The following is a 15,356-nucleotide window of genomic DNA, read 5'->3' on the forward strand; positions in this document are numbered from 1 at the left end:
CTTAGTCCAAGAAATAGACGGGTAAAATTTGATCTCAAGCGTTTTTAGTTAAGTTTTGTAATTATAAGCTTTTAAGCGCAATTTTTATGATTTCTTCTACAGTTAAAGGATTTACAGAAGATCTTATGGCAGAATCAACCACTTTCTCAGCTGCATTTTTAACAAAACCCAACATTACTAAAGCACTTAACGCTTCATCTTTAGAAGTATTATTTTTTGGAGCAGAAATTAATGTATCAGGGCCATCTTTTCTTAATTTATCCTGTAATTCTATAATTAAGCGTTGCGCAGATTTTGGCCCAATCCCTTTTATTCGTTTAATTTGGTCAATATCACCTTTAATAATAGCTTCTTGAATTTCTGTTGGAGTAATAGAAGAAAGCATCATTCGGCCGGTATTTGGGCCAATTCCATTTACCGAAATGAGGTGTAAGAAAAGTCTTCTTTCGCCTTCATCAGCAAAGCCGTATAAAGTGTGGGAATCTTCTTTAACAGATAGCCAGATATATAACTTACAGCGCTCTTGGTCTTTAAGAGCGCTGTAAGTATTTAATGAAATGTGAATGTGGTAGCCAATTCCGCCAGTTTCTATTATTACATAAGCCGGGCACTTAAAAGTTAACCGGCCATCTATATATGCATACATGATTAATCTTTTGTTTTTCTTATTTTAGATAGTATTCCTGATTTTTTTTCTAAGGTAGCATTTTGTTTGGTTTGTGCATCAACTACTGCAATAGTTACCATGTTTACAATCTCTCTAACCGAGCTTCCTAATTGTAATACATGTACAGGTTTGTTCATTCCTAATAAAATTGGTCCTACGGCTTCCGCACCACCTATTTCTTGTAATAGTTTATAAGCAATGTTTCCAGAATCTAAACTAGGGAAAACTAAAGTATTTGCTGGTCCGTCTTTTAGTTTAGAAAACGGGAAATTATCATTTAATAAATCCTTGTTTAGAGCGAAATTAGCCTGCATTTCTCCGTCAACAACAATATCAGGGTGTTGTTGATGTAATATTTTTACCGCTTCACGAGTTTTATTTGGAATTTCGCCTTCATTTGATCCGTAATTTGAGTAAGAAAGAATGGCAATTCTTGGATTAATATTAAACTGCTTTACAGATTTATTTACCAAAACAGTAATGTCAACCAGTTCCTCAGTATTTGGATTAATATTAATAGTGGTATCGGCAAAAAATACAGGACCTTCTTTGGTAAGCATCATGTACATTCCGGCAACGCGGTTTACACCAGGCTCTGTTCCTATAATTTGCAAAGCAGGCTTAACGGTAGTAGCGTAATTTTTGGTTAAACCAGAAATCAGCGCATCAGCATCACCAAATTCTACCATAGAAGCACCAAAATAATTACGATCTCTCATAAATTTATGCGCTTCGTATGAGGTAATGCCTCTTCTTTGGCGTTTTTCAAAAAAGTTTTGAGCAAACTTATCGCTCATTTCCACTTCTTCTAATGGGTCTATCACCAAAACATCATCTAACTCTAATTCATTTTCTTTAATCAGTTTTTTGATGATAGATTTTTTACCCAGCAAAATTGGAATGGCAATGCCTTCGTCTTTTACAATTTGCGCAGCTTTTAAAATTTTATAATTATCAGCCTCAGCAAAAACAACTCTTTTTGGGTCAGCTTTAGCTTTATTGGTAATGGTACGCATAATGGCATCATCCATTCCTAATCTTTTCTTCAGTTCATCGTTATATTTTTCCCAATCAGTGATAGGATAACGAGCCACACCAGAATCCATAGCTGCTTTAGCCACAGCTGGCGCTACCGTAGTAATTAATCTAAAATCAATGGGTTTTGGGATGATATAATCTTTACCGAATTTTAAGTTTTTGGTGTTATAAGCTAAATTTACGGCTTCTGGAACATGTTCTTTAGCTAAAGCGGCAATTGCTTTAACCGCAGCAATTTTCATTTCCTCATTAATTGCGGTAGAACGCACATCTAAAGCACCTCTAAAAATATAAGGGAAACCTAAAACATTATTTACTTGGTTAGGATAATCAGAACGACCGGTAGCCATAATAATATCCTTACGGGTTTTTACGGCTAAATCGTACGCTATTTCTGGGTTGGGGTTAGCCATTGCAAAAACAATAGGGTTTTTAGCCATTGTTTTTAACATATCAGCAGTAACCACATCAGCAGATGAAAGCCCAATAAAAACATCGGCATCTTTCATGGCATCAGCCAAGGTATGAATATCTCTTTTGGTTGCAAATTCTGCTTTTGTTCCGTCTAAATGCTCGCGATCTGCTCTAATTACACCTGTACGGTCAATCATTACTACGTTGTCTCTTAAAGCACCTAACGAAACGTATAATCTGGTACAAGAAATAGCTGCTGCGCCGGCGCCATTTATCACAATTTTAACTTTATCTAGCTTCTTTTTTTGCAATTCGCAAGCATTAATTAAAGCTGCTGCTGATATAATTGCTGTACCATGTTGGTCATCATGCATCACCGGAATTTTCATTTCGGCTTTTAACCTGCGTTCAATCTCAAAACATTCTGGTGCCTTAATATCTTCTAAGTTAACACCTCCAAAAGTGGGCTCTAAAGCCTTCACAATCTTTACAAAATCGTCAACGTTTTTGGTGTCTAATTCTAAGTCAAAAACATCAATATCAGCAAAAATCTTAAACAAAATACCTTTACCTTCCATCACAGGTTTTCCTGCTTCGGGGCCAATATCACCTAAACCTAAAACAGCAGTTCCGTTACTAATTACAGCAACTAAATTGCCCTTAGCGGTATATTTATAAACATCTTCTACGTTTTCTGCAATTTTTAAGCAGGGTTCGGCTACGCCTGGCGAATAAGCCAAAGCTAAATCTCTTTGTGAATTTGTAGGCTTGGTAGATACTACTTGAATTTTACCCGGTCTGCCCTGAGAATGATAATCCAGTGCATCTTGTTTTTTATTGGTCTTGCTCATAGTTTCGCTTGATCTTAACGGACAAAAATACAATTCTTATGTGGAGGTGGAAATAAAATAGAAGTTTATAAATTTTTTTAGAAAAGCGACAGTAGTATTTATGGGTTTAGCGGCTAAATGCGTTAACGATGGAAACGTCATCCTTTTTGGTTTTTTTTGACCAAAAAGATACCTTGCCTGCGGCAGGCAGGTAGTGGACAGTGTGTTTAAACGCCCAAATTATTGTTATTCATCTTCTTTTAACAACTGCTCTTCATTCAAATTCCATCATTTCAAAATCATCATCAAAAATTTATAGGCTGACAAACTGTCATTTTAATAGAATCTTTACTAATTTTGTAATCCAAATAAAAAAGCATGTTGACACTAGATTTAGCTTCTAAAGAACACGATGAGTCCAGACAAGGAGAAGCATTAGTTTTAGATCAAAAAAAGAATAATATACATCAGCGAAAGCTATATATAGAAAGTTATGGCTGTGCTATGAATTTTGCTGATAGCGAAATTGTGGCCTCTATTTTAAGTGATGATGGTTTTATTACTACTCCAGACTATAATGAAGCCGATGTAATTTTTATCAACACCTGCTCTATCAGAGAAAATGCCGAAACCCGAGTGAGAAACAGATTGAAGCAATTTAAAGCCATTAAAAGAACCAATAAAGGTTTGGTGATTGGTGTTTTAGGGTGTATGGCCGAGCGTTTAAAGGCGAAATTTTTAGAAGAAGAACAATTGGTGGATGTGGTAGTTGGGCCAGATGCTTACCGAGATCTTCCAAATTTAATTCAGCAGGTAAACGGAGGTCAAAAAGCCATTAATGTTTTGCTTTCCAGAGAAGAAACTTATGCAGATGTGAGTCCGGTGAGGTTAAACTCTAACGGAATTAGTGCTTTTGTTTCTATTATGCGTGGTTGCGATAATATGTGCTCGTTTTGTGTGGTTCCTTTTACCAGAGGAAGAGAGCGTAGCCGAGATGCTGTTTCTATTGTTAAAGAAGTACAAGATCTATATAACGAAGGCTATAAAGAAGTCACGCTTTTAGGGCAAAATGTTGATTCTTATAAGTGGGTAAGGCCTCATCCTCAATCCTTCTCCAAAGGAGAAGGAAGCGCAGGAGAAGCCCAAAACATAGCAGAGCCATCTGCAAAGAACTCCCTCTCCTTTGGAGAGGGGCGGGGTGAGGTTGTTAATTTCGCTCAATTATTAGAAATGGTGGCTTTGGTAAGTCCAGAAATTAGGGTGAGGTTTTCTACATCGCATCCAAAAGATATAACTGATGAGGTTTTGCATACCATTGCCAAATATGAGAATATTTGCAACCATGTGCATTTGCCAGTACAATCTGGAAACTCTAGAGTTTTAGATTTAATGAACAGAACTTACGCCAGAGAATGGTATTTAAACCGGATTGAAGCAATTTGGAATATCATTCCTGAATGCAGCATTTCTACCGATATTATTTCTGGTTTTTGTACCGAAACAGAAGAAGATCACCAGGAAACTTTAAGCATGATGGAGGTGGTGAAATATGCTTTTGCTTATATGTATTCTTATTCTGAAAGACCAGGAACGCCAGCAGCTAAAAAATTAGCTGATGATGTACCCGAAGAAGAAAAACAGCGCAGATTAGCAGAAATTATTGCTTTGCAACAGCACCATAGTTTTTTTCAGGCACAAAAAAGAGTAGGCAAAATAGAAAAAGTACTGATTGAAGGATTTTCTAAAAAGTCTAAAAGTGATTTCTGTGGAAGAAGTGATAGAAACCACATGGTAATATTCCCGGTTCAAGGAGAGCACAAACCCGGAGATTATGTAAACGTTTTGGTAGAAAAAACTACCACAGCAACATTGATAGGTAAAATAGTTTCTGTTTAGTAGCAAGATATTAGTATCAAGTATCAAGACTTGCCTATAAGGTTATAGATTAATTTTTAAGAGCAATAGTATAAAGAAAAAGATTTAAGAAATCATCAGTAGAGTTTTTTGAAGCGTGTAGTTCTTGCTACTTGCTACTCAAGACTTGCTACTTAATTCTCAAAATAAATGGATGTACAAGATATAAAACAACGCTTTGGAATTATTGGCGGTTCGCCTTTGTTAAACAGAGCCATAGATATAGCTAGGCAGGTTGCGCCAACAGATATTACTGTTTTAATTACAGGAGAAAGCGGATCTGGAAAGGAAGTTTTTTCGCATATCATTCATCAAATGAGTGCCCGTAAACATGGTCCTTTTATAGCAGTAAATTGTGGCGCTATCCCAGAAGGAACCATAGATTCTGAATTGTTTGGTCACGAGAAAGGCTCTTTTACCGGAGCTCATGAAGCCAGAAAAGGTTATTTTGAAGTGGTAAACGGTGGAACAATTTTCTTAGACGAAGTAGGCGAATTGCCATTGGGTACGCAAGCCAGATTACTGCGAGTGTTAGAATCAGGAGAATACATTAGAGTAGGCTCTTCGAAAGTTCAAAAGACAGATGCAAGAGTGGTAGCCGCCACTAACGTAGATATGTTTGGTGCGGTACAAGCGGGTAAGTTTAGAGAAGATTTGTACTATCGTTTAAATACGGTTCCGCTAAAAATCCCACCATTAAGAGATCGTAAAGAAGATATTCATTTACTTTTTAGAAAATTTGTGGCCGATTTTTCTGATAAATACCGCTCTCCAAATGTAACTTTAGCAGACGATGCCGTACAGGTTTTAACCAATTATGGATGGCCAGGAAATGTGAGGCAATTAAAGAATATTGCCGAGCAAATTGCGGTTTTAGAAAGAGACCGACATATTACAGCACATACACTATTATCTTACATTCCGCTAGATCAAACCAGTACTTTGCCTATGCGCTTAAACCAGCAGGGTAAAAAAGATGATTTTTCTGAAAGAGATATCCTTTATAAAGTATTGTTTGATATGAAAAAGGATATGGTAGAACTTAAAAAATTAGTGGTTGATATTATTCAGAACGGAGATAACGTCTCTAATTACGCAGCAAGCAACCCGCAAGTGATTAATTCTTTATATCGTGATATTGAAATGCCAACCAGTGAATCTACGCTCACTATACAGCAACCGGTAAATATCAACCGACAAGAAGATTATCACATTACACATCATGATGCTGAAGAAGTGGAAGAATCACTTTCTTTGATAGATAAAGAGGCAGATATGATTAAAAGGGCACTTAAAAAGCATAAAGGAAAAAGAAAAGCCGCATCAGAAGAATTAGGAATTTCTGAACGAACTTTATATAGAAAAATTAAGGAATTAAACCTGAATTAAGGCAATGAGCAAGAGATTAGCATTCTTATTTATATTACCGTTTTTGTTTTTGCAAGCCGGATGTGGAGTTTATTCATTTACCGGAGGCTCAATATCTGCGGGAATGAAAACAGTTTCTGTGCCTTTGTTTGAAAACACAGCGCAATTGGTGGTTCCTAATTTAAGTCAATCTTTTACTGAAGCTTTAAAAGACAGGATTAGAACCCAAACCGGATTAAGTTTTTTAAGAGTAGATGGAGATGCAAATTTTGAAGGTCGAATTACAGATTATAACATTCAACCGGTTGCAATACAAGGTAACCAGCAAGTTACGGCTGGTTTAACACGTTTAAGTATTACTGTACAAGTAAAATACACCAATAAAATAGAAGCAGATAAGGGTTTTGACCAGGCTTTTACGCGTTTTATAGATTTTTCAACGCAGGCTGGTTCTTTCTCCGCACAAGAGCAAGCGTTAATAAAAAATATCAATCAGCAATTAACAGAGGATATTTATAACAGAGCTTTTGCCAATTGGTAGGCTTTTGTTAACTTCACAGGGTTTTAAAATAATAATAAGCAGCATTGAATTCAAATCAAACCGAGGCTAGTAAATTTCGTACTTATCATTCAAATCCGAATGCGTTGAGCAGTAGTGATTTGTATTTAATTAAGGAATGGATTGAAAAATATCCTTATTGCCAAAGCTTGCATTATTTGGCCTCTCGCACTGCAATAAATACTCAGGAATATGAAAATTTTCTTACTCAGGCAGCAGCTATTGCGCCATCAAGGGCAGTTTTACATGCTGTTGTTTATGAGCCTGAACAATTTTTCACCGAGTTAAGTCTTATTATTGAAGAGGAAGAAACTCATCATGAAACGGTTCAAACCGATCAGGATAATGCTGATAATCCTTTTGGAATAGATCTGAATCAAATTTACGGATCCGAATTTAAAGTCGAAACTACCGAGCCAGACGCTGAAGCATTAGATAAAGAAGCTGAAGAAATTCTTTTGGTAGAAGATGATGTAGAAGTTGAAATATGGAATCCAGAGGAAGAGCAAGCAATTGCCGGGGATTTGAATTTAGACAGTGAGATTGTTTCTGAGGATTTAGGAAAGCAAACTCAGCTAGAAATAGTTGAAGAAGAAGAAGAGTTTGAAATAGCCCTTAAAGGCGAAGAACAAATAGCTTTGCTACAGGAAACCGAAATAGTTGAAAACATAGAAGCTGAGATTACCGAAGAAGTAGAGCTGGTTGAAGAAGAAGAAATAGTAGAAGACAAAGAAGTTGAGCCAGTTGAAAACATCGAGGACGAAGTTTCGATTACCGAAGAAATAGTAGAAGAAAAGGAAATAGAATCAGTTGAAAACATTGAGGACGAAGTTTCGATTACCGAAGAAACAGAATTGGTTGTTGAAGATGAAGAAATAGTAGAAGAAAAGGAAATAGAATCAGTTGAAAACATTGAGGACGAAGTTTCGATTACCGAAGAAATAGTAGAAGAAAAGGAAATAGAATCAGTTGAAAACATTGAGGATGAGGTTTCGATTACCGAAGAAACAGAATTAGTTGTTGAAGAGGAAGAAATAGTAGAAGACACGGAAGTTGAGTCAGTTGAAAACATCCAAGACGAAGTTTCGATTACTGAAGAAACTGAGCCAGTTGTTGAAGAGGAAGAAGTAGTAGAAGACACGGAAGTTGAGTCAGTTGAAAACATCGAGGACGAAGTTGCGATTACCGAAGAAACTGAATTAGCTGTTGAAGAGGAAGAAATAGTAGAAGACACGGAAGTTGAGTCAGTTGAAAACATCCAGGACGAAGTTTCGATTACTGAAGAAACTGAGCCAGTTGTTGAAGAGGAAGAAGTAGTAGAAGAAAAGGAAGTTGAGCCAGTTGAAAACATCGAGGACGAAGTTGCGATTACCGAAGAAACTGAATTAGCTGTTGAAGAGGAAGAATTAACAGTTTCCGTCTCCGCAACTGAACCGATTAAAAAAGATGAATTACAATTTGATCATCCCATTCAAGCTGATTTTTTTGCTTTAAATCGTAAAGAATTAGCTAAAATAGAAGTTAAACAAGAGGAGCAAAGTGTAAGTCAGTATAACGACGAAAGGATGCCATATACATTTCTTTGGTGGTTAAATAAAACAAGAAAAGAGCATTCTTCCAATCATCAGCCTTACAGTTCTTTTAAATTAGATACCAGCAAGCAGATAAAAAAAGCTGATCCCGACAGGTTAAATCAGCAAATAGCAGAAAATATTTTTCATTTAAGAGGAGCAGAAGAAATATCTTCTTCATCAGCAAATTATACAGTTCCGTTTGATTTTAGAAAGAAGGAGTTTCAGATTATCGAAAAATTCATCAAAGAAGAGCCTCAAATTAAGCCTCCAACTGCAAATAAAATAGATTCAGAAAATAAAGCAAAGCGGAGTTCAGAAGATGCAAACCAAGTAGTTTCAGAAACATTAGCTAAAATTTATGTAGAGCAAATGCTTTATCACAAAGCTTTAGATGTGTACAAAAAATTAAGTTTGAAATTTCCAGAAAAAAGCACTTACTTTGCCAGCCAAATAAAATATTTGGAATTAAAGGTTAATTAATAAAAGAATTATGATAACGTTTTTAGTGATATTGGGAATTTTAATTTGTGTGCTTTTGGTATTAATCATTTTAATCCAAAATCCTAAAGGCGGAGGTTTATCTTCTGGGTTTTCATCTTCAAACAACATTATGGGCGTACAGCGCACCGGAGATTTTCTTGAAAAAGGAACTTGGAGCTTAGCAATCATATTAATGGTTGTAGCCATTTTTATTAATATCTCAAGTCCTAAAACAGGAGGAGCTGTAAAAACAGATTCTAAAATTCAGGAGCAAATTGATAAAACAGCAGCACCATCTTCTATTCCATCAATGCCTCAACCAAGTTCACAAGATACTTCTAAGAAGTAATTAAAATAAAATATATTGAAAAGACTGTTCTCTAAAAGGACGGTCTTTTTTGTTTTAGAATTGTTTTACTAAACGGCGTTTAATTTTAGTAAAGCTGCGTTAACGATTGTAGCGGCATCCCCGCCTGAACCGGTCGGGCAGGCTTTATCCCTTTTTTGGGATAAAGATATAGCGGAAAGCGTGTTAAAACGCCCTAATAAATTAGTTAGACCAATAACTGACAAGCTGACATTTGATATTTAGCATACCATTAACAAACCCGCCTTTTAAAGTGAAAATTTGGCAAAAGTGGGTTTTGGCATGTTCTGTGTCACAGAGGGCGTAGAAATTAAACATTATAAATAAAGATAAATTATGGCATTGAACATTAAACCTATCGCAGATAGAGTAGTGATAGAAGCTGCTCCTGCAGAAGAAAAAACTGCTTCAGGTATTTACATCCCTGATACCGCAAAAGAAAAACCTCAAAGTGGTGTTGTTGTAGCTGTTGGAAATGGCAAAGTAGACGAGCCAATGACCGTTAAAGTTGGTGATCAGGTTTTATACGGAAAATACTCAGGTACAGAAATTACTTATGAAGGTAAAGAATACTTGATTATGAAAGAAAGCGATATATACGCTGTAATTTAAATTAGAATCAAGATACAAGTAGAAAGAATCAAGACACTTGTTAAATTAATTAAACATATAGAGGGTAAAGTTTGTAAGTAAATCTTGCTACTGGTACTCACTACTCAATACTAAAAAAATGGCAAAACAAGTTAAATACAATGTAGAAGCCCGCGATGCTTTAAAACGCGGAGTAGATATTTTAGCTAATGCAGTTAAAGTAACCTTAGGTCCAAAAGGAAGAAACGTAATTATCGATAAAAAATTTGGCGCTCCAATTATCACTAAAGATGGAGTAACCGTGGCTAAAGAAGTAGAATTAAAAGATACTTTAGAAAACATGGGTGCTCAAATGGTAAAAGAAGTGGCTTCTAAAACTGCTGATATTGCAGGTGACGGAACTACAACTGCAACAGTTTTGGCGCAAGCAATTGTAACTGCGGGTATTAAAAACGTAGCTTCAGGTGCAAACCCAATGGATTTAAAAAGAGGAATTGACAAAGCAGTTTTTGCAGTTGTAGAAAACCTTAAAAAACAATCTCAGTCTGTTGGTGATGATAACAACAAAATCAAACAAGTTGCATCTATATCAGCTAATAACGATGATGTAATTGGTTCTTTAATTGCTCAAGCTATGGCTAAAGTAGGAAAAGACGGTGTAATTACAGTTGAAGAAGCAAAAGGTACAGAAACTGAAGTGAAAACGGTTGAAGGTATGCAGTTTGACAGAGGTTATTTATCTCCATACTTTGTAACCAATGCTGATAAAATGGAAGTAGAATTAGAAAGTCCATACATTTTAATCTACGATAAGAAAATCAGTAACATGAAAGAATTGCTTCCTATTTTAGAAAAGCAAGTTCAAACTGGTAAGCCATTATTAATTATTGCAGAAGATTTAGACGGAGAAGCATTAGCTACTTTGGTAGTAAATAAAATCCGTGGATCTTTGAAAGTTGCAGCTGTTAAAGCTCCAGGTTTTGGCGATAGAAGAAAAGCAATGTTAGAAGACATCGCTATTTTAACCGGTGGAACTGTAATTTCTGAAGAAAGAGGTTATAAATTAGAAAACGCAGATTTAACTTATTTAGGTCAGGCAGAAAAAATCACTATTGATAAAGATAATACCACCATCATTAACGGTATTGGTAAATCAGAAGATATCAAAGCCAGAGTAAACCAAATTAAAGCTCAAATAGAAACTACCACTTCAGATTACGATAAAGAAAAATTACAAGAGCGCTTAGCTAAATTAGCTGGTGGTGTTGCGGTTCTTTACGTAGGTGCTGCTACAGAAGTAGAAATGAAAGAGAAGAAAGACCGTGTTGACGATGCTTTACATGCAACAAGAGCTGCTGTAGAAGAAGGTATTGTTGCTGGTGGAGGTGTTGCCTTTATTAGAGCAGTAGAAGCTTTAGCAGATCTTAAAGGTGCTAATGAAGATGAAAACACAGGTATCAAAATCATTAAAAGAGCAATTGAAGAACCACTTCGTCAAATTTGTGCAAATGCAGGAATTGAAGGTTCTATTGTTGTTCACAACGTAAAACAAGGTAAAGACGATTACGGATACAATGCCCGTACAGATGTTTACGAAAACTTAATTGGTGCAGGTGTAATTGATCCAACTAAAGTTGCTAGAGTAGCTTTAGAAAACGCAGCATCTATTGCGGCTATGTTGTTAACTACAGAATGTGTGTTAGCAGACGAGCCAGAAGAAGGTGGTGCAGCAGCAATGCCTCCAATGGGCGGCGGCGGCATGGGCGGAATGATGTAATTTTTTCCAAGCATAAAGCTGAAGGCCAAAAGCCAAAAGCAATTAAAAATCCCTGTTCATTCAATTGAGCAGGGATTTTTTTATTTGGAAAAGCAAAGTCAATCCTTCTTTGGTTGAAGTGAAAGGGTAATATTTTTAATCGTGTTAATTGAAATCTATTAATTAACAATGGTTTGATTATTGCCTCTAAGTTTTTAAATAAACTTTATGATGATGAATATTTTAAAGAGCTTGATTTACACGATTTTTATTTTGATTGTTGCCTGTAATAATAGCGAAAAAACAGTCGAACAAGCTTCGGATAAGGAAATAAATATGGATACATTAGCTGAGGGATCAGCAAAAGATAGTTCTTCAACTTTATCTAACTTGTTAATTGAGCCAAATCAATTTTACGGAATTAAGCTAAGGGATGCGTTTTTAGAACTTCAAAAAAAGTATCCCGCTAGGTTAGAAAAAAGTATTAAAAAAACGGGAGAAGGAAGTTTCCAAATTTATAAGATTAATGGGGAAGACGGAGCGCATTTAGCTAATATTTATCCAGACCAAAAAGATGAAAAATTGGTAGGTCAAATTGAAATTATTAGCGCTAATGTAAAAACTATAAAGGGTATAAAAATTGGGAATACCTTTCAAGATTTAACAATGAAAGAAGGTGATGTAGAAGTGCATGGATCAGAAATTGAAGGTAGAACTTATGCTTCTAAAGACGGAATTTACTACCGGTTAGAGATGAATCATTTTTCTTATGATTTAGATAAAAGCAGTATTAAATCGGATGTTAAAATTATAGAAATAGTAATTAGGTAATTGCTTAAGCCCTATTCAAAAAAGAGCAGCCATTCTATTTTGATGGCTGCTCTTTTTTATATGTGATTAACTTGTTAAAATCACCTTTAAGGCTTTTTCTTTAGCGGCATTTCCAAAAGCTTCATAAGCGTCTATAATTTCATCTAATTTAAAATGATGCGTAATCAGTTGTTTTGGATCTAATTTACCAGCTTGAACTGTTTTAAAAAGCATAGGAGTGGTTGAAGTATCTACCAGCCTAGTGGTAATGGTAATATTTTTAGACCATAATGTTTCTAAATGTAAAGTCACGCTTTTACCATGTACACCAATATTAGCAATATGCCCACCAGCGGTAACAATAGATTGGCACATTTCAAATGTTGCGGGAATACCAACTGCTTCTATAGCTACATCAACTCCTTTTCCTTTAGTTAAAGTCATTACCATTTCAGCAGCATTTTCTGTTAAACTGTTGATGGTATGTGTTGCTCCAAACGTTTTTGCAACATTCAATCGGTTTTCATCTACATCAATTACAATAATTTCTGAAGGAGTATAAAACTGAGCGGTAAGTAAAGTAGCCATGCCAATGGGTCCGGCGCCTACAATAGCAACGGTATCGCCTGGTTTTACTTGTCCATTTAATACGCCACATTCAAAGCCTGTGGGTAAAATATCACTCAACATTACCAAAGCTTCTTCATCAGCCCCTTCTGGAATTGGGTACAGGCTGGTGTCTGCATAGGGTATTCTTACATATTCGGCCTGTGTGCCATCAATTAAATTTCCTAATATCCAGCCACCATTTTCACAATGCGAATACATGGCTTTTTTGCAATAATCACATTTACCGCAAGAAGTAATACAAGAAATAATTACATGGTCACCTTTTTTAAAAGCGCTTACTGCACTTCCTGCTTCTTCAATTATTCCCACACCTTCATGCCCAATTATTCTGCCATCCGTTACGGTGGGCACATCGCCTTTCATAATGTGTAAATCTGTACCACAAATGGTAGTTTTAAGGATTTTCACAATGGCGTCTGTAGGATTAATAATGATTGGTTTAGGTTTTTCTTCCCAGGCTTTTTTTCCGGGGCCATGATAAACAAGTGCTTTCATCTTTTTATGGTTTATTAAATGAGATTAAATGTGAGCTTAAAAAGCTAGCTAATAAATGACCACAAACACCTTTATAAGTGATAGATTGTTGTAACCAACCCTATTTATTATTTAGCCAAAGGTGGGCGTTCTAATAACTTAAAAAACTGATCTAATTGCGGAAGAATTACAATTCTTGTCCGCCTGTTTGAAGCTCTTCCAGCTACGGTTGAATTAGAGGCTATCGGGATATATTCTCCCCGGCCAGCGGCCACCATTCTGGTAGCAGGTACATTATATTTTTGCTGCAAAATTCTAATTACCGAGGTAGAGCGTTTTACACTTAAATCCCAATTATCTAAAAGTACCCCATCACGGTAAGGAACGGTATCTGTGTGCCCTTCTACCATAAATTCAATTTCGGGATGATTGATTAGTACCTTGGCTATCTTTCCTAATACTTCACTCGCTTTTTCAGTTACTTCATACTTCCCGGTACGGAATAATAGTTTATCAGAAATGTTAATGTAGATCACTCCTTTCTCAATTTTAATATCAATATCCTCATCATTAATATTGCCAATAGCGCCTTTTAAATTCATCACCAAAATCATATTGAGAGAGTCTTTTCTATCCATTGAAGTTTGTAAATTTCTGATATAAGCATCTTTACCTCCAATATTATCTAATGATTTTTTGATGCTTTCGGCCTGTGAATTGGTAATTACAGATAGCTCTTTTAGTTGATCAACCAATACATCATTAGTAGATTTTTGCATCTCAATTTGAGATTGATAACTTTTTGATAAGTCTTTGTAAATACGGGTAGAATCTTGGTATTGATCGCAAAGGATTTGAACTTCATTATAAGAACTCTCCAACTTATTAAAATCAGACCAAACGGTGTCATATTTTTTTTTGGATACGCATGAACTCAGCATCAAACCACCCATTAAAAAAATAAAAAAGCTTTTTAAGTTCATCACCTGTAGATTTTAGAATCTCAAATTTCAGTACTCGTTTTGGCAAACCTGATGATAGGTATCAGCTTCATTATTGATTTTTATTGAATGTTCTGTTTTTGATTAGAGTCAATGAGCTTATTGATAGTCATCATTTGAGTGCAATGCGGTTTAGCGTTCCTTTGAATCAATAAATATTAATATTATGAAGACTGATAATCAAATTCAAAAAGATGTAATGGAAGAATTGAGCTGGGAGCCTTTTTTAAATGAATCGGAAATTGGAGTAGCTGTAAAAAACGGAATTGTAACACTCTCCGGTATTGTAGATTCCTACTCCAAAAAACTATCTGCCGAAAAAGCAGCAAAGAAAGTTACAGGCGTAAAAGCCGTAGCAGAGGATATTCAGGTAGGGATTTCGCCAAGCTATCGAAAATCTGATACTGAAATTGCAGAAGCGGTATTAAATGCTTTAAAATGGCATACCGCAGTGCAAGATGAAAAAGTTAAAATTAAGGTAGAGGATGGTATTGTGAAGCTAGAAGGTGAAGTAGAGTGGGAATATCAACGCACCAATGCAAGAACAGCGGTAGAAAATTTAACAGGCGTAAGGTCTATTATTAACCTAATTACAGTAAAACCCAGAATTGCAGCTGTAGATATTCAGAAAAAAATTAGTGCCGCTCTTCATCGCAGTGCAACATTTGATGCCGAAAGAATTCAGGTAGATGTAGTAGGAAGCAAGGCTATTATTAAAGGGAAAGTACGCTCATTTGCCGAAAAAGATGATGCTGAAAATGCAGCATGGTCGGCTCCAGGGATTGTAAGTGTAGAGAATAAGATAGAAATAGAAGTTCCTTCTTATGCTTTTACCGAAGCGTAAAGCGCTTAAATTTTTATTAAGAAAAAACGAAAAAGTATA

General features: G+C 35.7%; 13 protein-coding genes. 9 read left to right on the forward strand and 4 right to left on the reverse strand.

What is annotated here, in order from left to right; genetic code table 11:
• Positions 1 to 61: 61 nt before the first annotated feature.
• Complete coding sequence (ruvA, locus tag FA046_RS13555; protein ID WP_136827076.1) at positions 62 to 646, reverse strand: Holliday junction branch migration protein RuvA; 585 nt, start codon at positions 644 to 646, stop codon at positions 62 to 64.
• Positions 647 to 648: 2 nt separating this feature from the next.
• The gene (locus FA046_RS13560) at positions 649 to 2,970 is read right to left on the reverse strand and encodes an NADP-dependent malic enzyme (RefSeq protein WP_136827077.1); all 2,322 of its coding nucleotides are present in this window, start codon (positions 2,968 to 2,970) and stop codon (positions 649 to 651) included.
• 357 nt (positions 2,971 to 3,327) lie between these two features.
• Between FA046_RS13560 and FA046_RS13565 the strand changes: the two genes are divergently transcribed.
• The 8 genes from FA046_RS13565 to FA046_RS13600 all read left to right on the forward strand — a co-directional run bounded on the left by FA046_RS13565 (position 3,328) and on the right by FA046_RS13600 (position 12,389).
• Positions 3,328 to 4,845, forward strand: a complete 1,518-nt coding sequence (locus FA046_RS13565; RefSeq protein WP_136827078.1) for a MiaB/RimO family radical SAM methylthiotransferase — start codon at positions 3,328 to 3,330, stop codon at positions 4,843 to 4,845.
• 168 nt (positions 4,846 to 5,013) lie between these two features.
• Positions 5,014 to 6,252 carry a sigma-54 interaction domain-containing protein gene (locus tag FA046_RS13570; protein ID WP_136827079.1) on the forward strand — a complete coding sequence of 413 codons (1,239 nt, stop codon included), beginning with the start codon at positions 5,014 to 5,016 and terminating at the stop codon, positions 6,250 to 6,252.
• A gap of 4 nt (positions 6,253 to 6,256) precedes the next feature.
• Positions 6,257 to 6,772, forward strand: coding sequence for an LptE family protein (locus FA046_RS13575; RefSeq protein WP_136827080.1), 516 nt, complete (start codon positions 6,257 to 6,259; stop codon positions 6,770 to 6,772).
• A 44-nt stretch (positions 6,773 to 6,816) separates the two neighbouring features.
• Positions 6,817 to 8,844, forward strand: a complete 2,028-nt coding sequence (locus FA046_RS13580; protein ID WP_136827081.1) for a hypothetical protein — start codon at positions 6,817 to 6,819, stop codon at positions 8,842 to 8,844.
• A 10-nt stretch (positions 8,845 to 8,854) separates the two neighbouring features.
• Positions 8,855 to 9,193 (forward strand): preprotein translocase subunit SecG, encoded by a 339-nt coding sequence (gene secG / locus FA046_RS13585; RefSeq protein ID WP_136827082.1) that lies wholly within the window; start codon positions 8,855 to 8,857, stop codon positions 9,191 to 9,193.
• A gap of 354 nt (positions 9,194 to 9,547) precedes the next feature.
• Complete coding sequence (locus FA046_RS13590; RefSeq protein WP_136827083.1) at positions 9,548 to 9,823, forward strand: co-chaperone GroES; 276 nt, start codon at positions 9,548 to 9,550, stop codon at positions 9,821 to 9,823.
• 118 nt (positions 9,824 to 9,941) lie between these two features.
• Positions 9,942 to 11,579, forward strand: coding sequence for a chaperonin GroEL (gene groL, locus FA046_RS13595; RefSeq protein WP_136827084.1), 1,638 nt, complete (start codon positions 9,942 to 9,944; stop codon positions 11,577 to 11,579).
• 207 nt (positions 11,580 to 11,786) lie between these two features.
• Positions 11,787 to 12,389: a hypothetical protein gene (locus tag FA046_RS13600; RefSeq protein WP_136827085.1), complete on the forward strand. Its 603-nt coding sequence runs from the start codon at positions 11,787 to 11,789 to the stop codon at positions 12,387 to 12,389.
• A gap of 66 nt (positions 12,390 to 12,455) precedes the next feature.
• Here the strand turns inward: FA046_RS13600 and FA046_RS13605 are convergent, their stop codons facing one another.
• Positions 12,456 to 13,493: a zinc-dependent alcohol dehydrogenase family protein gene (locus tag FA046_RS13605; RefSeq protein ID WP_136827086.1), complete on the reverse strand. Its 1,038-nt coding sequence runs from the start codon at positions 13,491 to 13,493 to the stop codon at positions 12,456 to 12,458.
• Positions 13,494 to 13,600: 107 nt separating this feature from the next.
• Positions 13,601 to 14,455 (reverse strand): OmpA/MotB family protein, encoded by an 855-nt coding sequence (locus FA046_RS13610; RefSeq protein WP_136827087.1) that lies wholly within the window; start codon positions 14,453 to 14,455, stop codon positions 13,601 to 13,603.
• A gap of 184 nt (positions 14,456 to 14,639) precedes the next feature.
• Between FA046_RS13610 and FA046_RS13615 the strand changes: the two genes are divergently transcribed.
• Positions 14,640 to 15,317, forward strand: a complete 678-nt coding sequence (locus FA046_RS13615) for a BON domain-containing protein (RefSeq protein ID WP_136827088.1) — start codon at positions 14,640 to 14,642, stop codon at positions 15,315 to 15,317.
• Positions 15,318 to 15,356: the final 39 nt, after the last annotated feature.

The sequence above is a fragment of the Pedobacter cryophilus genome (assembly GCF_005116455.1).
Taxonomy (GTDB): Bacteria; Bacteroidota; Bacteroidia; order Sphingobacteriales; family Sphingobacteriaceae; genus Pseudopedobacter; species Pseudopedobacter cryophilum.

Coding starts and splice junctions, on each gene's coding strand:
- ruvA (WP_136827076.1), bottom strand. CDS start 646: ATGTATGCATATATAGATGGCCGGTTAACTTTTAAGTGCCCGGCTTAT.
- FA046_RS13560 (WP_136827077.1), bottom strand. CDS start 2,970: ATGAGCAAGACCAATAAAAAACAAGATGCACTGGATTATCATTCTCAG.
- FA046_RS13565 (WP_136827078.1), top strand. CDS start 3,328: ATGTTGACACTAGATTTAGCTTCTAAAGAACACGATGAGTCCAGACAA.
- FA046_RS13570 (WP_136827079.1), top strand. CDS start 5,014: ATGGATGTACAAGATATAAAACAACGCTTTGGAATTATTGGCGGTTCG.
- FA046_RS13575 (WP_136827080.1), top strand. CDS start 6,257: ATGAGCAAGAGATTAGCATTCTTATTTATATTACCGTTTTTGTTTTTG.
- secG (WP_136827082.1), top strand. CDS start 8,855: ATGATAACGTTTTTAGTGATATTGGGAATTTTAATTTGTGTGCTTTTG.
- FA046_RS13590 (WP_136827083.1), top strand. CDS start 9,548: ATGGCATTGAACATTAAACCTATCGCAGATAGAGTAGTGATAGAAGCT.
- groL (WP_136827084.1), top strand. CDS start 9,942: ATGGCAAAACAAGTTAAATACAATGTAGAAGCCCGCGATGCTTTAAAA.
- FA046_RS13600 (WP_136827085.1), top strand. CDS start 11,787: ATGATGATGAATATTTTAAAGAGCTTGATTTACACGATTTTTATTTTG.
- FA046_RS13605 (WP_136827086.1), bottom strand. CDS start 13,493: ATGAAAGCACTTGTTTATCATGGCCCCGGAAAAAAAGCCTGGGAAGAA.
- FA046_RS13610 (WP_136827087.1), bottom strand. CDS start 14,455: ATGAACTTAAAAAGCTTTTTTATTTTTTTAATGGGTGGTTTGATGCTG.
- FA046_RS13615 (WP_136827088.1), top strand. CDS start 14,640: ATGAAGACTGATAATCAAATTCAAAAAGATGTAATGGAAGAATTGAGC.